The sequence below is a fragment of the Pasteurella bettyae CCUG 2042 genome (genome assembly GCF_000262245.1).
GTDB lineage: Bacteria > Pseudomonadota > Gammaproteobacteria > Enterobacterales > Pasteurellaceae > Basfia > Basfia bettyae.
Genome location: NZ_AJSX01000033.1, coordinates 41712 through 60936 on the forward strand (window position 1 = coordinate 41712; position 19225 = coordinate 60936).

The following is a 19225-nucleotide window of genomic DNA, read 5'->3' on the forward strand; positions in this document are numbered from 1 at the left end:
TCATGCTATTGAGCGTAAAATTATAACCAATTAAGTGCGGTCAAAATTTCCAAAATTTTCCGCCAACAGATTAACCAAAACAGGAGAGTAAAATGTCAACAAAAGGCGATATCGGCGTTATCGGTTTAGCGGTAATGGGGCAAAACCTTATTTTAAATATGAATGATCACGGCTTTAAGGTAGTCGCATTTAACCGCACTACTTCAAAAGTCGATGAGTTCTTAGAAGGGGCTGCGAAAGACACAAACATTATCGGTGCTTATTCATTAGAAGATTTGGCAGCCAAATTGGAAAAACCACGTAAAGTGATGTTGATGGTGCGTGCAGGTGATGTAGTAGATCAGTTCATTGATGCATTGCTTCCACATTTGGAAGAAGGCGATATTATCATTGATGGTGGTAACTCAAACTATCCAGATACTAATCGTCGAGCGAAATCATTAGCAGAAAAAGGCATTCGTTTTATCGGCACAGGTGTTTCTGGTGGTGAAGAAGGTGCTCGTCATGGACCTTCCATTATGCCTGGCGGTAATGAAGAAGCATGGCCTTATGTGAAACCGATTCTGCAAGCAATTTCAGCCAAAACGGATAAAGGTGAACCTTGCTGTGATTGGGTGGGCAAAGAAGGTGCTGGTCACTTTGTAAAAATGGTTCACAATGGTATCGAATATGGTGATATGCAATTAATCTGTGAGGCTTATCAATTCTTAAAAGATGGTTTAGGTTTAAGCTACGAAGAAATGCAATCTATCTTCGCAGAATGGAAAAAAACTGAATTAGATAGCTACTTAATCGACATCACCACTGATATTCTTGGCTACAAAGAAGCTGATGGTGAGACATTAGTTGAGAAAATTTTAGACACGGCTGGTCAAAAAGGTACAGGTAAATGGACTGGAATTAATGCTCTTGATTTTGGTATTCCATTAACCCTAATCACAGAATCTGTGTTCGCTCGTTGCGTATCTTCTTTCAAAGATCAACGTGTAGCCGCATCACAATTATTTAACAAAACTATTGAGCCAGTTGAAGGTGATAAAAAAGTATGGATTGAAGCGGTTCGTAAAGCATTATTAGCATCAAAAATCATTTCTTATGCTCAAGGTTTTATGTTAATTCGTGAAGCCTCTGAGAACTTTGAATGGAACATCAACTACGGTGCAACAGCGCTATTATGGCGTGAGGGTTGTATTATCCGCAGTGCGTTCTTAGGTAATATTCGTGATGCTTATGAGGCAAACCCAGGTTTAGTTTTCTTAGGTTCAGATCCTTATTTCAAAGGTATTTTAGAAGATGCTCTTAAGGATTGGCGTAAAGTAGTAGCAAAATCTATTGAAGTGGGTATTCCAATGCCTTGTATGGCGTCTGCAATTACTTTCTTAGATGGCTATACTTCAGAACGTGTGCCAGCAAACTTATTGCAAGCTCAACGAGACTACTTTGGCGCTCACACTTATGAACGAACAGATAAACCACGTGGTAAATATTTCCACACTAACTGGACAGGTCGTGGTGGGGATACCGCATCAACAACTTACGATGTTTAACTCTTCCATCTTCTTAAAAAAGTGCGGTAATTTACCGCACTTTTTATATAAGCATATCATCAACAGATTATTTACTAAAAATTGATAGTTTTTCAATAAACCCCTGTATTGTTAACAGTTAACGGATTTCATACAATAGTTGAATAATTTAATAAAAAATTTAGTTTAATAGGAACTTATTATGGCTAAACAAATTGCAGTATTAATCGGTAGTGCAAGTAAAACTTCTTTCAGCTGATTATTAGTATCTCAATTACAAAAAATGGCTCCTGCCTCTATTCAATTAAATATCGTGGAAATTTCAAACCTTCCTCTTTATAACCGTGATTTAGATGAAAATAGCCCAGATGAATATATTCGTATCCGTCAACAAATTGCTAAAGCAGATGGCGTGTTATGGGTAAGCCCTGAACACAATGGATCATATTCAGCTATGTTAAAGAATGCTATTGATATCGTCTCTCGCCCAATGGGACAAAGCTTATGGATTGGTAAACCATTAGGGATTGCTACGGTAGGTGCGGGTATGGCGGGTGGCATGCGTGCAGCAGATCACTTACGCATCATTGCATCAGGTTCATTTATTAATATGCCAACGGCACCATTTGCATTAAATGTAGGTGGTTTATTTAATGGTGTATTTGATGAACAAGGTGAAATCACTGTAGAAGCAGTAAAATCAAGCGTACAAAACTTTATTAATAGTTACACTGACTTCGTACAAAAATTCTAAATAGATAGATTCTAAAGGGGTAATTTAATCACTTACCCCTTTCTTAATTATACTTGATCAGCAGCATAATGATGTTCTTCTCTTACTAATACCTCTAATTGTGGCAATAACTGCACGATCATTCGCAGTTGTTGTATCAGTACTAACGCTACTTGATCATGATGATTTTGGCGAGCGATTTCAAATGTAGCCAAAGATTGATCTATTTCTTCCACCTGAGTATTAATATGTTTTGTGGAACAATCCAAATTGGTAATACAATCTAGAATTTCACTGGTTTGTTTGCCTTTTTGAAAGAATAATGCGGAAAATTCCACATGATGATTCAAATCTGCACTTTCTGTTCGATAAGCGCCTAAAGTTGAAATATAACTTAATAACGTATAAGTCATACCTAAAAGACGAGGTGCAAAACTTAATATCGCTTGATATTTCTTAGGTTCACTATGCATATTGGAAATCACTGTACTTAGTGCTGAAATATGATTATGCACTTCTCGACGAGCCATTCGATAAGCAAGTTGTTCATTATAACCAAATTGTAATTGCGCCATAATATGACGCAGATATTCTGAGCATGCCTGTAAAGTATTTTTTAAATTACGATGTAAATTAAGATACTTCCAGTCTGGCCATAAAAAAGATACTGCAAACCACGCCAATGCCGTGCCTAATAAAGTATCAAATAATCTTGGTAAAATTCCTTCATGGGAACCTAAACCAATAATATCTAAACTCATAAATACGAGTAGAGTAATAAAAAATGTAGATGAACCATAATTACTTAAACGGAAAAAATAATAAAGGCTACTACTAATCACCATAAGCCCTAAAGAAGCCTCCAAACTTGGTGATAAATATTGGAAAGCAAACCCAAATATCACACCTAACATAGTGCCAATAATCCGCTGAACTAAACGTTTCTTAGTCGCTGAATAATTAGGTTGGCAAACAAAAAGTGCGGTTAAAGCGATCCAATATCCCTTACTATCCAAGTTCAATAAAGGCACTATAGCACTACAAATTACCATAAGAATGGATAATCTAATTGCATGGCGAAACAATTGTGAAGAGAAGGTACATTGATGATAAATAGCTCGTAGCATATTACCTAATCCTGATATATTATCAGCAGTAAGGCGAGTAGAAGATAATAATACTTCTGATTGTGCATTCTCTCCATTATCTTGCTCAATTTGTGCAATTTGGCTTTCAATATGACGCAAATTTTCGGCAATCATTTGCCAACGATAGGCATTCACTAAGCCATTCTCTTGGTTATATTGAAGTGAAGTGAGCAACCCCTGTAATGCTCGTTGACCTCTTGGACTATGTTCGTAAGTTTCTCGATGACGTAAAGCATTCGCAATGTGTTGGCAAGCTATTGCCTGTAATTCCATTACTCGTTGGAAACGAAACATTAAATCCGTATTGCCTAATTCCTTAAATAATTCATGGTATTGATAATGGCTTGAGCTAGCTCGTTCTAAAATATCTTGTGCAATAAAATAATAGCGTAATAAACGATGAGTTCTGGCTTGACGATTATGCCCCTGTAGGCGATAAAATAAGGATGCTCTCGTCATATCAAAAGACAACATCACTTGACGATTAGCATTAGCTAAAGCCAGTTGTTTTGCATTTAAATTATCATCATCAGGATCAAAATATTCTGATTTTGCTTGCAAATAAGCACCTAGTGCATCATAAGCCTTGGCTAAATTTTCTTGAGTCATTCGATTGGGAAAACATAAGTAGACCACAATACTCACTAAACCATAAATCGTTGCACCAATCAGAATCATTGTCATATTACTGTGCCAAGGCAATTGAGGGTTATAGCTAAGACAGGTATAAATCGCCACCACAAGAGTTCCAAAAGCAATCGTGCTATAACGTTGTCCAATAGCTCCTAGCATGACTAATAAAAAAGCACTCACCATCACCGCAGGAATAAAAATCCACCCATAGCCTAAAGATATTTGAGCACCAATGGAGGAAAGTGCAAATGCCAGTAAACTCAAAATCAAGTTTTTGATCCGACCAAATATACTACTATCTAAGTCAACTAGCCCGCCCGCAATAACGCCCAATATTAATGGCATCGCTAATTCAGAAATCTGTAAATTCCAAATCACAATAGCCACTAAATTAGAGGCAATAAAAATAGGTAAGGTTTTGATTATGCTTTCAGAAAGCCAATCAGAACTAATTTTTTTTAACAATGAATTCATAAAAGAAAGGTTTTAACAGTCATAAGAAATTTATTGATGAGTTTAAGTTCGTAAGCAAAATATAGCAAGTAAAGGTTGAGAATAACCCCACTTTCTTTCAAGAAATGAGGGAGAATAATGTTCTCCCTCATATTGATATCATTTTTGAATTTTTTCTATCGTCGCCTGAATGGAAGGTTGAATAACCGCTCCGTGATCAGCTTGAGGAATTAATTCAAACAGAACGGGTAGTCCTTGCATTTTTAATTGGGAAGCAAATTCTCTAGTTGTGAGAAAATGTTGGCGATGTTTAATCTTTGCTAAGCGCTTTTTATACATATTAGGATCTAACTCTGGGTGTTCTTCATATTCCCCAAAAGTCACTAAAATAGATTGAGGTGAAAAACGCACCCAAGGTTGCTGTTTAGGAATAATGGCGCCGTTTCCCCACCAAAGTGAAGGACTTGCAATAATATAGTGATCAAATAACTCGGGCTGATTAAATAAAACATAAAGACCGAATAAACCACCAAATGAATGCCCAAAGAAATATTCTTTTTCCTTATCAATAAGATATGTTGCTTCAATACTTGGCTTAACTTTCTGGGTAATAAATGCCAAAAAATTAGCTGCTTGTCCGCCTTTAGAGAAACGTTCTCCTGATGCAGGAATAGTATAATCCCTAGTTCGTTCCGCAATCACTTGAGATAAATCCGTGTTATACCCAATCCCAACAATTATCGGTAAAGTGCGGTCTGTTTTTACAGAATTTACGGCATAAGGAAATTGTGTATTGCCATCTAATAAATATAAGACAGGTGTCGGTCCATTTGTTTGTTTCGGAATAGCAATGAATAACCGATATTGATGCTGATTAAATTCGATATTTTGCGTAACAAAATTAAAATATGGCGTTTTATCAGTGTCTATCGCAGGAGTTTTTAAAATAGGTTCAGCCTGAGCTACTGACATAAAAACGATACTCCATACCCATAAAATAAAAAAATTTTTACTCATAATAGAAAAAATTGCACAAGGTAACCCCCCTGTGCAATCATATAATTAAACGCAATTAAAATGATACTGTCATATTAGCCCAATAACGGCGCCCATCTTCACGAGCCCAGTTACCACCATTGGTATCAATAACATCTAAACGTTCATTACCTAAATTTAATACGGCTAAATTTAATAAGACATTTTTACTGATTTGATAATTTGCACCTAAATCGACAGTAGAAAAACCTGAACGTTCACGGGCAATATTTTTATTATCGCCATTGCGTGGATTTGCCCAAATTTGTTTACCTTGATAATGAAGTCTTGTGTAAACATCTAAATTATCATTCACCGTCCAAGTGAGTTTAGCACTTCCTGAATGTTTAGGTGTGTAATCTAATGGTAAACCTCTTAATGAAAGACCTGAAGCAGATAAATCCTCATCAGATTCACGTTTTGAATGTTGATAGGTATAACTTAAATCTAATCCTAATTGTTTCATTAATGGAATATGAGAAGATAATTCAACCCCTTTAATATTCGCTTTACCCACATTATCATACACGTATAAATTTGCTCCAGTGATAGGATCTCGAGTACCTGTACTATAGCTAGTTAGTTTATTTTTAAAGTCTGTATTAAACACGGTTAAATTCGCATTAAATCCTGATTTATGAACATAGGTTACACCCACTTCTTCATTCACACTGGTTTCAGGATTAATATTTGGATTACCATAAATTACCCCAGCACCAGATTGAGTTGAAGTGACATAACCTTCGCTGACTTCTCGGATACCTGGTGCTCTAAATGCTTTCGCTACGCCACCCTTTAAAGTAAATTCATCATTTAGGTGATACACTAAGTAAGCTTTAGGACTCCAGTGAGAGCCATATTTTTCATGATGATCTACACGTGCACCTAAAGTTAATAATAAATCTTCAGTGAATGAAATTTCATCTTCTAAGAATAAGGCTTTTTGAATGGCTTTATTTTTAGTCAATGCCATATTTGCCACTGAACGAACTGCACCAGTACGAGGATTAGTCACTCGTGTAACACCTGATACTGAATCATCATCTAACTTAGCATGTAAATATTGCCCACCAAATACCAAGAAATGCATACCTGCTGGCACCATAAATTTGGCATCAACTACAGAGTTCGTGATTTCAGGTTGACGGCTGTTATAACCAGAATAATATTTCACTTGGCGTTTAGCTTGTTCTTGATATACGCTAAATTCAGAACTCATAAAACCCCAATCCGCATAATGGCTTAATGCCCAATGATTACGGCTAGCCAGTGTTGTTGACCAACTATTTGCTGTACAGTTTGAACCACGACATGTTTGAGCAGCGACTGATTTTCCTGGAGTTTCTTCTTTTTTCTGAACATTGCGCCCAGCTTCTAATTCAAATTTTTGTTTTTCCGTTGGTGTAAAGGTTAATTTAGTGGTAATGTTTTTATTATTATTTTTATTAAAACCGCCCACAAATTCATCTTCATTACGTAAATTACCACCACCGTAAACTTGAATACCTAATAAATTCTGAACTAATGGACCAAATAAGAAAAAGTTGCCATTATAACCATTACCTGACTCATTATCTTCGTGTAAAAAGCCACCGAAAGATAAAGCCCCAGTCCAATCTTTTGTACTATCTTTAGTAATAACGTTCACTACACCACCCATTGCATCAGAACCATAGAGTGATGACATCGGGCCACGAATTACCTCAATACGTTCAATTGCTGTAACAGGCGGAATAAAGCCAGATTCAAAACCACCATTACCATTTTGGGCGTGATTCACGAGTATTTTGACGACGTCCATTAACCATAAATAAAGTATAATCGGCAGGTAAACCACGAATTGATACATCTTGTTTATTTGGTCCAGTACCACCAATATTCACGCCTGGTACATCTTGTAATGCATCCACAAGATTATTGACGGGTTTACTTTGTAAGGCTTTTTGATTTACCACACTAATACTAGCAGGAGCAACTTTTAATTCTTGAACTGTACCTGTTGCAGTAACAACAATATTCTCTAATTTCTCAAGTTTTTCATTTTCAGCCGCTAATGCTTGCTGTGTAAAGCAGGCAGCAGTAAAAAGTGCAATATAACTTAATGTCGTTTTCATGGTTCCCTCTAAATAATTAAAAATTAATCAAAATCGATAATAATTTAACATTTAATAACATTAAATTAAATAATAATTATTCTTTTTATTATTTAATTTTAATAATTATTTTATCTAAAAAGTGGAGATTCCATGACATGACTAATTAATATTGTTTACATAGAAAATTAAATAAATAATCTTTCTTCAAAAAGGAATCAACATTCAAGCCTGTTAATATTTATACAAATAAACTTTGTGTTTAGATCAAATAATTATAAAAAAATGATAAAATTTAATCGCACTTTCCAATTTTTTTCTTTAATATAATAAACATGATTTGGGTTGTTAGCTCAGTCGGTAGAGCAGCGGACTCTTAATCCGTCGGTCGAGAGTTCGAGTCTCTCACGACCCACCAAACAGCAAATAAAAAAGTGCGGTAGGAATTTTAAAAATTGCTACCGCACTTTTTTATATATTACAATGCTATTTTCTTTCCTTGCACCGAACTTTCAAAAGCTTTTTCAATAATATTTAATACCGTGATAACTTGTTCAATAGTTACAATCTGTGGTTGCTGGTTCACAATACTTTCATAAAAGTTATCATATAAATTTTGATAGCTACAGCTCACATTAGGATAACTTTGACGAATCAGTTCACCATTTAATTCCGTATGCAATATTCCCCATCCAGAGATTGATTCCATAAACCAATCGCCTTTAGTGAGAACCCCTTTGTTTAATAAACTTTCTTGAATATCCACATCTTTCTTCACATAAGAACCTAAACGTCCATGCAGTGAAAAATGATTGCCTGTTTCACGCACATATTTACTCGCTAATAAGGAAGCTTTTAAACCATTTTCATAATAAAGATGGATATCAAAATTATCATCCACTAAGGCTCCCTCATGTTGATAACGAATATCCGCAAAAACAGCTTTAGGCTGACCAAATAAATACACTGACTGATCAATTAAATGTACAGCTAAGTCATATACTAAGCCTGTGCCTTTATCACCGAGTTCTTTCCAAAGTTTTGAATTTTTAGCTTTTGCATAGCGGTCAATTCGGATTTCACAATCCACTAACTCACCTAACAGACCTTGTTCAATAATCTGTTTAGCAGTAGCAATTTCACTATCCCAACGACGATTTTGGTAGACATACAGTACAACATTATGTTGTTTAGCTAATTCACCTAATTCAAATGCTTCTTTTGCCGTCGCCACCAACGGTTTTTCCACTAACACATGCTTACCTGCAACAATTGCCTTTTTCACCATTTCATAATGAGTTTGATTTGGCGTAGTAATAATGACAGCATCAATGTCGTCTGTTAATAATTGTGAATAATCACGTACAACTTCAGCAGTTGGAACCCATTGTAAACCACGCTCAGTGGTTCGTTCATAGAATTTTTTTATAGCAAAACGTGCATCATCTTTTAAAAATGGTACATGAAACAAACGACTAGAATAGCCACTCCCCGCAATTGCCACATTAAGCGTTCTCATCTTATTTCCTTTTGCATGAATTTTAAGCAAATATAATAATCTGCTTTAAGTTTAGATAGCAAAGTTTTTCTTTGCCCTAACAAAAATCATTTATCTTCCTCTGCAAAACCATAAGAGAAAAATTCAATAAAAGGAACAAGAAAATAAGCTATCAAAAGTGCGGTAAAATTTTAAAAAATTTTCTGCAAATACAAAACCATCTTTTTATAATTAGCTTAAACGTTATATTGATAAATATATAAAGAGGTATATAATCAAACAAATCTATTTATATAAGACAATATATTATGAAAAGCTTCCCTATGATTTATAAATTTATGGTGATTTGCTTATTACTATGCTCCCTATGTTTGGTGGCAGCATCGGGAATAAGCCTATATTTAGGTTTTAACTTCTCTTTATCACTTTATCTACACCTTACTTGTGCATGCTTCCTTGTTCTATTTGCCGTCCTACATTTTATTAATCGTCGTAGTAAATTTCGTAAACTAAAAACCCAAATGTATGATGTTATTATGCATAGCAAATATCCAAGCTATTGCACATTAGATCGCCTCATTATGACGTTTGAGGGACTGACTATTCAGCAACTAATCGATACTTTTCAATTAGATGAAACACAATTGAAAGATGCCTTCCAAGAAAATCGAATTTTTATTCAATCTAATCAACAAACTCTACGTCAAGTCACAAAAAATGATGATGAGAAAATTTTCTTAGCGATTGATATTGTGACAAGACTAAAATTTCTATCAATCTAAGGAGTCTATTTTGCGTTCAATTTTATTTAAACTTAGTGCCATATCTATAGCAATGACATGTGTTCTCCCTGCATTAGCTGAACAAGAAAAGGCAGCTAATGATGTTTTCTCTCTCGGTACTATTTATGTGTACGATAGTAATAAAACCTTGGCTGATCGTTTAGAAACTACGGTGTCTAAAGAGGAAATGGAACGTTTTGAACATAAAAATATTGGTACTGCATTATCACGTGTGCCTGGCGTAGTTTACAGTTATGCTCAGGGCAATCGTTATGAATCAGCTGTGACTGTACGTGGCTATGGTATGCGTTATGTGCCGATTTATGTGGACGGTATTCCTGTTTATATTCCCTATGATGGTTATTCCGATTTAGGTCGTTTCACCACCGCAGATCTTTCTTCTATTCAAGTTGCAAAAGGCTATAGCTCCGTGATGTATGGACATAATGCCATGGGTGGAGTTATCAATATTACAACCTTAAAACCACGCTCTGAATTAGATATTACAGGCACGCTAGGCTATGCCACTGGTAATACTCGTGAACTATCTGCCAATCTAGGGAGCTTACAAAACAAATGGTATTTCCAAGCTGGTGCTTCTGAATTAGAACGTCGTTTTATTGATCTTTCAGAAGAAGCAACTGAAGATGCTAATGGTAATCCTGTCCATTCTGATAAATATGCTTATTACACAAAAGATCGTCGGGCAAATATGAAAATAGGCTATATTCCCAATGATTCTGATGAATACGTCATTAGCTACTCAAAACAAACTGCAGAAAAATATCCGCGTCCTGTGAAAAATGGTTTTGCACCAACCACTTGGGAATGGCCTGCTTGGGATCGTGAAACCATTTCTTTTATGTCAAATACAAAATTCTTCAATGAACAACTCTATATCAAACCTCGTATTTATTATGATAAATTCGAAAATACTTTAGTAGGCTGGGGTGGCAGTCGGAATGGTAGTCACTATGATGATAGTGCCTTTGGTTCATCTGTTGAATTAGGTACAACTGCAATAGCAGATCATTTAATTAAAACTATGGTGAGTTATAAACGTGAAAAACACCGCAGTTTTGATACCGATGCAACTACAGGCAGTGTGTTAGCTAATAGTGATTCAGAAGCAACACAAAAATTCTATTCCGTAGCTTTAGAAGATACCATCAAACTCAGCGATCAATTTGAATGGCAAATTGGTGCACTTTATACTAAACGTAAAGCACAAGCCACTAACTTAGGTTCAGGTGTACAAAGCATTATTCAAGCTTATCCACAAATTAGTGCCATGCTTGCGCCTAATATTGATGCTTGGGATTATCAAACAGCATTATTCTATAAGCCAGTTGAAAACCATATATTCCACGCAAGTATTGCTAAACGTACCCGTTTCCCTAGCTTTAAAGAAGCATATTCAAATTATTCTGCTGGAAATATGACCAAAAATCCTAAAACTGGAAGACGCGTACCCGCAGTAACCGTGCAAGATTCTGGCTTATCCCCTGAAAAAGCAATCAATTATGAAATTGGTTATCAAGGAAAACCTCTTGAAGGACTAAATCTTGAAGCCGCATTATTTCTCAGTCGCTCGAAAGATGCCATTACACGCAGTGGGTATGACTTCGATAGCTACCCTGGTTTTGCAGTGCGTAAAAATATGAATATTGAAGGCGTGATTGAACGCAAAGGTTTTGAGTTAGGGGCGAACTATGATGTGTCATCATTTTTCAGTTTAGGCGGAGCCTATACTTATTTGCAAGCCAAAAATCGTGATAATCCTAATGGTCAATTAATAGATATTCCAAAACATTTTGGTAACTTATATGCGACATTCCATCCAATAGAATCTATTTCTATCACGCCATCCTTAGAAGCACGTAGCAGTAGCTTAGCCACGAATAATGGTTCCGCTCGCAACCCAGGCTATACACTTTATCACTTAAAATTGTCCTATTCTCCTGAAGCATGGAAATATGTGACATTTAATGTAGGAATAGATAATCTATCAAATAAAAACTATCAAGGTTATGATGATTACTATCCATCGCAAGGTCGTTACTACTACGCCAATATACGTATTGATTTCTATTAATCTCTAAAATAAAGTGCGGTAAGATTTTTAAAAATTTTTAAAAACCTTACCGCACTTTTAGTATATTATTACGCCTTTTCAATAACCACTTTAATATCTTCGGGCATAGCATAATAAGGTGCCGAAGTAATAAATAAATTCACACCTGTTTTTGCATATTCAGCCACATTATCTTTATTTATCCCGCCCGCCACAGAAATCTGGATTTTAGCTGTTGGGTGTGCTTGATGATACTGAGTTAATAATGCGACAGCAGTTTTAGTTTGTTCAATAGAAAATTTATCACATTGAATAATATCAGGTTCTGCAGAAAGCATTGCTGAAAATTGCTCTAAATTATCTGCTTCCACCGTGACCTTATTTTCTGGAGCTTCACAACGAATTTGGCTAACAATTTGTTGCCAATTTTCAGGTTGACTACATAAATTACGATGGTTAGTGAAAACTAATAGCGTTTCACTAATTCCTTGACGATGAATATGTCCACCACCAGCTAATACTGCATTAGTGGCTAGTTTACGTGTATTAGGAATGCTTTTTCTTGTACAAGCCACCACGGCATTGGCATTAATTAGCTTTGCATTTTGCACCATATCATAAGTATATTGTGCAACACCACAAGACCATTCCAAAACCAGTTGGACGACTTTCCAAGCTTGATGTAATCGTTTCGCAGTACCTTTAACTTCAATCAAAACTTGACCTTTATCCACAAGTTCACCGTCTTTTACATAAACTTGTGGACACAATTCTAATTTTTTCAGTAATTTCTCTGCAACTTGAATACCTGCCACCATCCCTGAATTTTTACGTTTAAATAGCATTTTTGCAGGAATGTTCTCAATATTCAGTGCATGTGAGGTTAAATCACCACGATAAATATCTTCTAATAAAAGATCATCGAGTTCTTTTTCTGAAAAATAGATCATTTGTGATCTCCTTATTTTTTCCAACTCACATAAGCCCATTGTTTTGAACATGGATAAAGTTGTAATTGGGTTTTATTGGCTTGGTAATAGGCATTCAAACAGATTTTCTCTGCCTCGGTTAATTCACCTATAGACCAACTGACTGAGCGTTCTAAATCTGCTAAACTCATCGCTTTATTTTCTAGCATACCCATAGCAGACTGAATAAAGCTCACAGAGGCATAATAACCTTGCTGATAAAGTATATTGACCGCATAAATATAATTAGGAAATCCCACTGAATCACGTCCTATGGCTTGCAAAATATCACGAGAAATAAAGTCTTTTTCAACTGTCATGGTCATATAAACTGCACGTTTTGCTTTCTCATTGAGTTTGTTAAGTGCAACAGATAAATCTTCTACCATTGAAGAACGGGAAGACACGGCGATGTCACATTGAGGCACCTCATGCCAATCATCAAACCAAGCTAAATTAATTGGTGTAATATTAGTAATGCCTAGTTTTTCAGCACGTTTTAGCAGAAGTTCGAGCATTTTTTGACTAAAATCTAAAGCATATACATGCTTTACTTTAGGTGCGACTGCAAGGCTAATCGCACCACCACCGCAACCAACATCTAAAACAGTATCCGTAGAGTGCAGATCCATTTTTGATAAAAAAGCACTCACATATTGGTCGGTTGTATCGAAACTCGATTCCGCCATTTTCTCCGCTTTACGATCCCAATCTTCTGGACATTTTGGTTTTCTCGCTGCTAATTTAAAATGATTACGATAAAGTTCATCAAAAGCAACATCTCTGATAGTTTTCATCTTTTATCCTTATATTTACGTAATAATTGTTCTTCCAAACCATAAATTTGTGCCAAATTCTCAATGGTCAGTGTTTTCTCTGGAGGAGCATCTGCAATAATATGCCCCTGATGAAACAACAATACACGATCGGCAATTTGCTCTGCTTGCTCAGGCTGATGAGTGGTCAGTAAAATCGTAAAACCTTGTCGTTTTAAATTTTGAATATGTTCCATGACCTTAATTTGGTTTCCAAAATCTAAATTTGAAGTGGGTTCATCAAGAATCAAAATATTAGTTTGTTGGCTTAATGCTCTTGCAATCAGTACAAGCTGACGTTCACCACCACTTAATTCGGTATAAATACGCTGAGTTAAATGAGCAATATTCAACGATTCTAAACTCTGATGCACAATGGCAATATCTTGTTTATTAGGCGTGCTATACCAAGGTAAATGTGCGGTTCGACCCATTAACACCACTTCTTCTACCGAATAAGGGAATAACTGATGAGCCTGAGGCACATATCCTATCATTTGAGCAATTTCTCTAGCCGAGAATGTGCTTAATGCTTTATGGTTTAAATAAACCTCACCGGCAATAGGCGTTAATAAACCTAATAAGGTTTTTAGGAATGTGGTTTTTCCACAACCATTCGCCCCTAATAAGCACACTACTTCTTGTTGATTTAAGGTAAAATTTAGGTCAAAACCTACCGCACTTTTATGGTAACCAATGGATAAATCTCTCGTAGCTAAGATCATGGTCTACCGCCTCTAACCAGCAAACTCAAAAAGAATGGTGCACCAACCGCAGAAGTGAGAATGCCTAATGGAATTTCAATCTGAAATAAACTACGAGCAAGAGTATCTGTCAGTACTAAGAAACTCGCTCCGATAAATAAACTTGCTGGCAATAAACGTCGATAATCCGCCCCTATCCATAATCTAGCCATATGTGGAATCACTAACCCAATCCAGCCGATAATTCCCGTAATAGAAACCACCGCAGAAGTCATTAATGTTGCGGAAAAAATAAAAATGATACGTGTACGTTTTGGATTAATTCCTAAAGCTTGAGCTTCTTCTTCATCAAGGCTAAGGACATTCATTTGCCAACGTAACAAAATTAACGGAATTAAGCTAACTAATATAAAAGGCAACGTGGTAAGAATATCCTGCCAAGTTGCCATATTGAGTCCACCTAACAACCAAAAAGTCATTGTCGTTAGTTGACTATAAGGATCAGACAAAATCTTTAATAATGAAATACCCGCTCCAAGCAAAGACCCAATAGCAATACCTGATAACACTAAAGCGAGCTGCGGAGCATGATGACGTGCGGTTTGAGAAATAAGATAAACAAGGAAAACGGCTGTTAAACCACCACAAAAGGCAGCGATTTGAATAATAAATAAATCATAACCTAAATAAATCGCAATCACCGCTCCTAAACCAGCACCAGAACTTACTCCAAGAATATCAGGTGAAACGAGTGGATTTTTAAACATCCCTTGATAAGTTGCCCCAGCTACAGATAAAGCCGCACCCACAAGTATTGCTGTAATAATACGAGGTAAGCGAATATTCCATAAAACAGTTTCAGCACTTGTTGATATATTCTCTTGAAAAAGATGAATAAAAGCTTGCCACAATTGAGCTAAAGATAAAGGATATTGCCCCAAATTTAGAGCAATTAGCATACTAATCAACAAGAGAATGGGTAAACTTCCCATTTTAAGATTTTGCATTATTTTACTCCAAAAGCTAAACCTTCTTGTTCCGTTAACTTATGATCATAAAATAATTCAAAATATTCTGTGATTAAGGCACTATAAGTACTTTGATCTAATTTATGTGGATTGAGTAAATGTCCTAACCATATGGCACCTAATAAACGATTAATGCTTGGTGGGCTATCGATCCAACCAAATGGTTCATTAGGCACTAAATAAATTTTCTGATTTTTGACCGCACTTAAGTTCTGCCATAATGCTGAAGTTTGAATAGCTTTATACAAATTAGGATCTTGGGTAATAATTAAATCAGGTTGCCATTGTAACAATTGCTCCATAGAAATGCGGACCGTCTTATCCTGTCCAATGACAGCCGCCGCATTTTTTGCGCCAACCCATTCAATCACCTCGGTATGAATAGAATGTTCTAATCCTGTTTCAAGCCCATCAACACCACGAGCAACATAAACTGACAACCTATTATCTTGCCGACCAATATTTTCAGTAATTGCTAAAATACGTTCAGCAAAAATTGCCAGCTTTTCCGCTCTATCTTGGTTATTTAGTAATTTACCAATGCTTCTAATCTGTTCTGCACTTTGTGAAAAACGCCCATCAATCAATAGGTAAGGAACATTAGTTTGCTGATAAACTCGTTCTGCGGTAGCAATATAACTCGGTGTAGTACTGCCTAAATCTAAAATAAGATCGGGATTTAAATTGGCAATTTTTTCTATTGGTGCAGTAGAACCACGCCCAGCTAAACGCCCAGTTTCAGGCAATTTCACAATATTTGGATCAAAATAGTGCTGGATTTTAGGAGATAAACCACTAGATAGACCTATCAGCTTCTCAGGTGCAATAGAAATTAACATCACATCAGAAACTTTGCCCGCACTAAATACATGTTGAACTTGTTGAGGATGAATTTCACCATAATGTGCAACAATTAATGGATCTTTTGCCACCGAAAAACATGATGTGAAGCTTAAAAATAAAAACGCTATTGTTTTAAAAAATAGTTGTTTTTTCATATAAATGTCACCATAACTAGAATCGTTATATATTATATTTTATATGTTAATTTTTAAATAACAATAGTGAAATATTAAGATATACATTAAAGATTCTGACGATTATTTTTAGCAAAATTTACCTCTTGTAATTAGTCCTAAAATTTACTATATTAATAATAAACTTTAGGACTAATTTATGTTAATTGCCAATAAAAAAATTAATCAAGCAGCTTTAAATACCACATTAATTCATCAAAGTTACAGTGAATATGCTAAACGGTTTAACTTAAATTATAACGAATTGATCGTTTTGTATTCTCTCGTTACCCAGAAAGTCTGTACGCAAAAGCAGATAGGAGCAATTCGGGAATTACCCAAGCAAACCGTGCATAACATTTGCCGAAAATGGATTGCAGAGGGAATAATTAATGTACTTGATAATGCTGAAGATAAACGTGAAAAGAATCTAACATTAAGTAAAAAAGGACAAACTTTGGCATTGCCGATTATAGAACCATTACTTGAGCTAGAATATCAATCTGTTGCTGAATTTGGCGCCGAAAATATGCATGCATTTATCCATTATTTTTCTACGCTGCAAAAGATTATTGCCAAGAATATTGGCTCAAAATAGCCTTATTTCATTTATTTCAATTTTAGGAGAGTAATAATGAGCTTTAATAAAATCTTAACAAGCTGTTTTTTATCTAGTTTTATGGTGGTAGCCCATGCTGTGCCAATGGGTGATAATCCATTAAAAAATGTCCCTTTTGCTAATCAAACTAATCATGGTTTTAGTTTAGATTTTGATGGAAGTAAATTCGTAAAACGTAGCACTCAAGTAAATGGAGAGGTGATTTCTTATCGTGCGATTGAAAAAATTGTCTATGTAAAAAATCCTGTTGAAGCAGAATATCAAACCATTAATTTTTATGTCCCTGAAGCCTATTTCTTAGGTAAAAAACTTAATGGCTATAGCGCAGAAACTGCTCCTATTTTCTTGCCTAATAGCATTGGCGGATATATGCCAGCAGTTGCTGCAACAGCAGAAGCAAAAGGTATGGGTGGAAAAACAAGTACTATTTTACAAGCCTTAAAACAAGGTTATGTAGTGGCTTCAGTTGGAGCAAGAGGGCGCACTCTTGGTCATGATAGCAATTATACGGGAAAAGCACCTGCCATAATTATTGACTTAAAATCAGCGGTTCGTTATCTACATGCAAATGATGCAAAAATGCCTGGTGATGCCAATAAAATTATTTCTAATGGTACCTCTGCTGGCGGAGCGATGTCGGCATTATTGGGTGCAAGTGGAAATAGTACAGATTATGAAAACTATTTTGCAGAATTAGGCGCTGCTCAAGCAAGCGATAGCATTTTCGCAGTATCTGCGTATTGCCCTATCACAAATTTAGAACACGCAGATATGGCTTATGAATGGCAATTTTATACATTAACTGATTATGAACGAATGGACATGTCCAAACTAACAGCGCAAACCTATAATGATCGCTCTAAAGGTATGCCTATGATAACAGGAAGTCTAGATAACAAACAGCTCATAGTCTCCCAGCAACTCAAAGCACAATTCCCTAGTTATTTAAACAGCTTGAATCTTAAAGACACCAAAGGTCTCCCTTTGCAATTAGATGCTGATGGTAATGGTAGCTTCAAAGATTATATTGCTGAACGAATTGTAGCTTCGGCAAATAAAGCCATCTCAGAAGGTATAGATTTATCAAATGAAAAATACTTAACTATTGAGAATGGCAAAGTAACCGCTGTTAATTTCGATGCCTTTATAGCACACAAAAAACGTATGAAAACTCCGCCTGCTTTTGATGCCTTGGATTTAAGCTCTGGAGAAAATAATTTATTTGGTGATAAAACCACCAACAATAAACATTTTACTGCTTACAGTTTCGAAAATAGCCAAGCAAAAGGCAAAATGGCAGATAGCAATATTATTCATATTATGAATGCGATGAATTATATGGATAATCCACAATCAGCAACCTATTGGCGTATTCGTGCTGGTTCGTCTGATTACGATACATCACATGCTATTTCCGCCATACTGGCAATAAAATTGCGTATGAATGGCAAACAAGTAGATTATGCCTTGCCTTGGGGAATACCACATTCAGGTGATTATGATTTAGTGGAGCTATTCTCTTGGATTGATAAAATCGCTAAGTAACCCCTAACTCCATCAGGGCGTTTGAAATAATCAAACGCCCTTCTCAAATATTCAGCTAATCTCATAAGTAATATTTCAGTTTATTCCATTTTGCTATTCCTCAAGCTGCTAATCATATGGCTCGATTCTTTGTCACCTCGCCTCATAGAGAGGGTGGTCAAGCACAATTTATCGAACAGCCCTTACCAAGAAAAACCTCAAATGAAAACATTAATCAGTTGTTGGATTACTTACGAGAAAACTTACAATCTCCTCATTCTGTTAATGAACTAGCCACTCGTCTAGCCATGAGCCGTAGCACGTTTACTCGTCATTTCCGTAAGGCAACAGGCATGTCCGTAGCACAATGGCTAATTGAGACTCGATTACAAAAAGGGCGAGATTTATTAGAAAGTAGCCAACTGACTATCGAAAATATTGCTGAACAAATTGGCTTTAAAAGTGCGGTAGGTTTCCGACAACATTTTCTGAAAAAGCACCAAATCAGCCCTAAAGCTTGGCGTAAACAATTTAGTATTAGAAGCAGTTGATTTTATAACGACAAATTGTGACGAA

General features: G+C 35.8%; 15 protein-coding genes, 1 tRNA gene and 2 pseudogenes. 8 read left to right on the forward strand and 10 right to left on the reverse strand.

The annotated features are described in order from the left end of the window. Positions 1–92: 92 nt before the first annotated feature. Positions 93–1547 carry a decarboxylating NADP(+)-dependent phosphogluconate dehydrogenase gene (gene gnd, locus HMPREF1052_RS06265; protein WP_005760875.1) on the forward strand — a complete coding sequence of 485 codons (1455 nt, stop codon included), beginning with the start codon at positions 93–95 and terminating at the stop codon, positions 1545–1547. A gap of 181 nt (positions 1548–1728) precedes the next feature. Then, positions 1729–2280, forward strand: a pseudogene (locus tag HMPREF1052_RS06270) (NADPH-dependent FMN reductase). Between the two features lie 47 nt (positions 2281–2327). Here the strand turns inward: HMPREF1052_RS06270 and yccS are convergent. From yccS to HMPREF1052_RS11505, 4 genes are all read right to left on the reverse strand, one after another. Beyond that, positions 2328–4514 carry a YccS family putative transporter gene (gene yccS / locus HMPREF1052_RS06275; RefSeq protein WP_040596379.1) on the reverse strand — a complete coding sequence of 729 codons (2187 nt, stop codon included), beginning with the start codon at positions 4512–4514 and terminating at the stop codon, positions 2328–2330. A gap of 138 nt (positions 4515–4652) precedes the next feature. Then, a complete protein-coding gene (locus HMPREF1052_RS06280; protein WP_005760724.1) occupies positions 4653–5465 on the reverse strand; it encodes an alpha/beta hydrolase in 813 nt (270 codons plus the stop codon). Positions 5466–5565: 100 nt separating this feature from the next. Then, a complete protein-coding gene (locus HMPREF1052_RS06285; RefSeq protein ID WP_231284618.1) occupies positions 5566–7329 on the reverse strand; it encodes a TonB-dependent receptor domain-containing protein in 1764 nt (587 codons plus the stop codon). Beyond that, complete coding sequence (locus HMPREF1052_RS11505) at positions 7286–7642, reverse strand: TonB-dependent receptor plug domain-containing protein (protein ID WP_005760927.1); 357 nt, start codon at positions 7640–7642, stop codon at positions 7286–7288. The genes HMPREF1052_RS06285 and HMPREF1052_RS11505 overlap by 44 nt, the downstream gene beginning before the upstream one ends. 321 nt (positions 7643–7963) lie before the next feature. Between HMPREF1052_RS11505 and HMPREF1052_RS06290 the strand changes: the two genes are divergently transcribed. Next, a tRNA-Lys gene (locus tag HMPREF1052_RS06290) sits at positions 7964–8039 on the forward strand. A 60-nt stretch (positions 8040–8099) separates the two neighbouring features. Here the strand turns inward: HMPREF1052_RS06290 and HMPREF1052_RS06295 are convergent. Beyond that, positions 8100–9140, reverse strand: coding sequence for a Gfo/Idh/MocA family oxidoreductase (locus HMPREF1052_RS06295; protein ID WP_005760828.1), 1041 nt, complete (start codon positions 9138–9140; stop codon positions 8100–8102). Between the two features lie 302 nt (positions 9141–9442). Between HMPREF1052_RS06295 and HMPREF1052_RS06300 the strand changes: the two genes are divergently transcribed. Both HMPREF1052_RS06300 and HMPREF1052_RS06305 read left to right on the forward strand, forming a co-directional pair. Beyond that, positions 9443–9901, forward strand: coding sequence for a hypothetical protein (locus HMPREF1052_RS06300; protein ID WP_231284619.1), 459 nt, complete (start codon positions 9443–9445; stop codon positions 9899–9901). Positions 9902–9911: 10 nt separating this feature from the next. Continuing rightward, positions 9912–11996: a TonB-dependent receptor plug domain-containing protein gene (locus HMPREF1052_RS06305; RefSeq protein WP_005760833.1), complete on the forward strand. Its 2085-nt coding sequence runs from the start codon at positions 9912–9914 to the stop codon at positions 11994–11996. A 68-nt stretch (positions 11997–12064) separates the two neighbouring features. Here HMPREF1052_RS06305 and modD read toward each other — a convergent pair whose 3' ends face one another. Genes modD through HMPREF1052_RS06330 form a run of 5 tightly spaced genes read right to left on the reverse strand, consistent with a single transcriptional unit; the run spans position 12065 to position 16488 of the window. Then, a complete protein-coding gene (gene modD / locus HMPREF1052_RS06310) occupies positions 12065–12925 on the reverse strand; it encodes a ModD protein (protein ID WP_005760757.1) in 861 nt (286 codons plus the stop codon). 11 nt (positions 12926–12936) lie between these two features. Continuing rightward, positions 12937–13740, reverse strand: a complete 804-nt coding sequence (locus tag HMPREF1052_RS06315; RefSeq protein ID WP_005760741.1) for a class I SAM-dependent methyltransferase — start codon at positions 13738–13740, stop codon at positions 12937–12939. Next, a complete protein-coding gene (locus HMPREF1052_RS06320; RefSeq protein WP_005760719.1) occupies positions 13737–14483 on the reverse strand; it encodes an ABC transporter ATP-binding protein in 747 nt (248 codons plus the stop codon). The genes HMPREF1052_RS06315 and HMPREF1052_RS06320 overlap by 4 nt, the downstream gene beginning before the upstream one ends. Beyond that, positions 14480–15469, reverse strand: a complete 990-nt coding sequence (locus HMPREF1052_RS06325; protein ID WP_005760877.1) for a FecCD family ABC transporter permease — start codon at positions 15467–15469, stop codon at positions 14480–14482. The genes HMPREF1052_RS06320 and HMPREF1052_RS06325 overlap by 4 nt, the downstream gene beginning before the upstream one ends. Beyond that, on the reverse strand, positions 15469–16488 hold the full coding sequence (locus HMPREF1052_RS06330) for an iron ABC transporter substrate-binding protein (RefSeq protein WP_005760925.1): 1020 nt from the start codon (positions 16486–16488) through the stop codon (positions 15469–15471). Before HMPREF1052_RS06330 ends, HMPREF1052_RS06325 begins: the two co-directional genes overlap by 1 nt. Positions 16489–16666: 178 nt before the next feature. Between HMPREF1052_RS06330 and HMPREF1052_RS06335 the strand changes: the two genes are divergently transcribed. From HMPREF1052_RS06335 to HMPREF1052_RS06345, 3 genes and pseudogenes are all read left to right on the forward strand, one after another. Beyond that, on the forward strand, positions 16667–17104 hold the full coding sequence (locus tag HMPREF1052_RS06335) for a MarR family winged helix-turn-helix transcriptional regulator (protein ID WP_005760873.1): 438 nt from the start codon (positions 16667–16669) through the stop codon (positions 17102–17104). 36 nt (positions 17105–17140) lie between these two features. Further along, the gene (locus tag HMPREF1052_RS06340; RefSeq protein ID WP_005760817.1) at positions 17141–18670 is read left to right on the forward strand and encodes a subtype B tannase; all 1530 of its coding nucleotides are present in this window, start codon (positions 17141–17143) and stop codon (positions 18668–18670) included. 107 nt (positions 18671–18777) lie between these two features. Further along, positions 18778–19200: pseudogene (locus tag HMPREF1052_RS06345) on the forward strand (helix-turn-helix domain-containing protein); the annotation flags it as partial. Positions 19201–19225: the final 25 nt, after the last annotated feature.

What these genes read in the sequence shown, in the direction of transcription:
- gnd (WP_005760875.1), top strand. Translation starts at nt 93, where the DNA reads ATGTCAACAAAAGGCGATATCGGCGTTATCGGTTTAGCGGTAATGGGG.
- yccS (WP_040596379.1), bottom strand. Translation starts at nt 4,514, where the DNA reads ATGAATTCATTGTTAAAAAAAATTAGTTCTGATTGGCTTTCTGAAAGC.
- HMPREF1052_RS06280 (WP_005760724.1), bottom strand. Translation starts at nt 5,465, where the DNA reads ATGTCAGTAGCTCAGGCTGAACCTATTTTAAAAACTCCTGCGATAGAC.
- HMPREF1052_RS06285 (WP_231284618.1), bottom strand. Translation starts at nt 7,329, where the DNA reads ATGGACGTCGTCAAAATACTCGTGAATCACGCCCAAAATGGTAATGGT.
- HMPREF1052_RS11505 (WP_005760927.1), bottom strand. Translation starts at nt 7,642, where the DNA reads ATGAAAACGACATTAAGTTATATTGCACTTTTTACTGCTGCCTGCTTT.
- HMPREF1052_RS06295 (WP_005760828.1), bottom strand. Translation starts at nt 9,140, where the DNA reads ATGAGAACGCTTAATGTGGCAATTGCGGGGAGTGGCTATTCTAGTCGT.
- HMPREF1052_RS06300 (WP_231284619.1), top strand. Translation starts at nt 9,443, where the DNA reads ATGATTTATAAATTTATGGTGATTTGCTTATTACTATGCTCCCTATGT.
- modD (WP_005760757.1), bottom strand. Translation starts at nt 12,925, where the DNA reads ATGATCTATTTTTCAGAAAAAGAACTCGATGATCTTTTATTAGAAGAT.
- HMPREF1052_RS06315 (WP_005760741.1), bottom strand. Translation starts at nt 13,740, where the DNA reads ATGAAAACTATCAGAGATGTTGCTTTTGATGAACTTTATCGTAATCAT.
- HMPREF1052_RS06320 (WP_005760719.1), bottom strand. Translation starts at nt 14,483, where the DNA reads ATGATCTTAGCTACGAGAGATTTATCCATTGGTTACCATAAAAGTGCG.
- HMPREF1052_RS06325 (WP_005760877.1), bottom strand. Translation starts at nt 15,469, where the DNA reads ATGCAAAATCTTAAAATGGGAAGTTTACCCATTCTCTTGTTGATTAGT.
- HMPREF1052_RS06330 (WP_005760925.1), bottom strand. Translation starts at nt 16,488, where the DNA reads ATGAAAAAACAACTATTTTTTAAAACAATAGCGTTTTTATTTTTAAGC.
- HMPREF1052_RS06335 (WP_005760873.1), top strand. Translation starts at nt 16,667, where the DNA reads ATGTTAATTGCCAATAAAAAAATTAATCAAGCAGCTTTAAATACCACA.
- HMPREF1052_RS06340 (WP_005760817.1), top strand. Translation starts at nt 17,141, where the DNA reads ATGAGCTTTAATAAAATCTTAACAAGCTGTTTTTTATCTAGTTTTATG.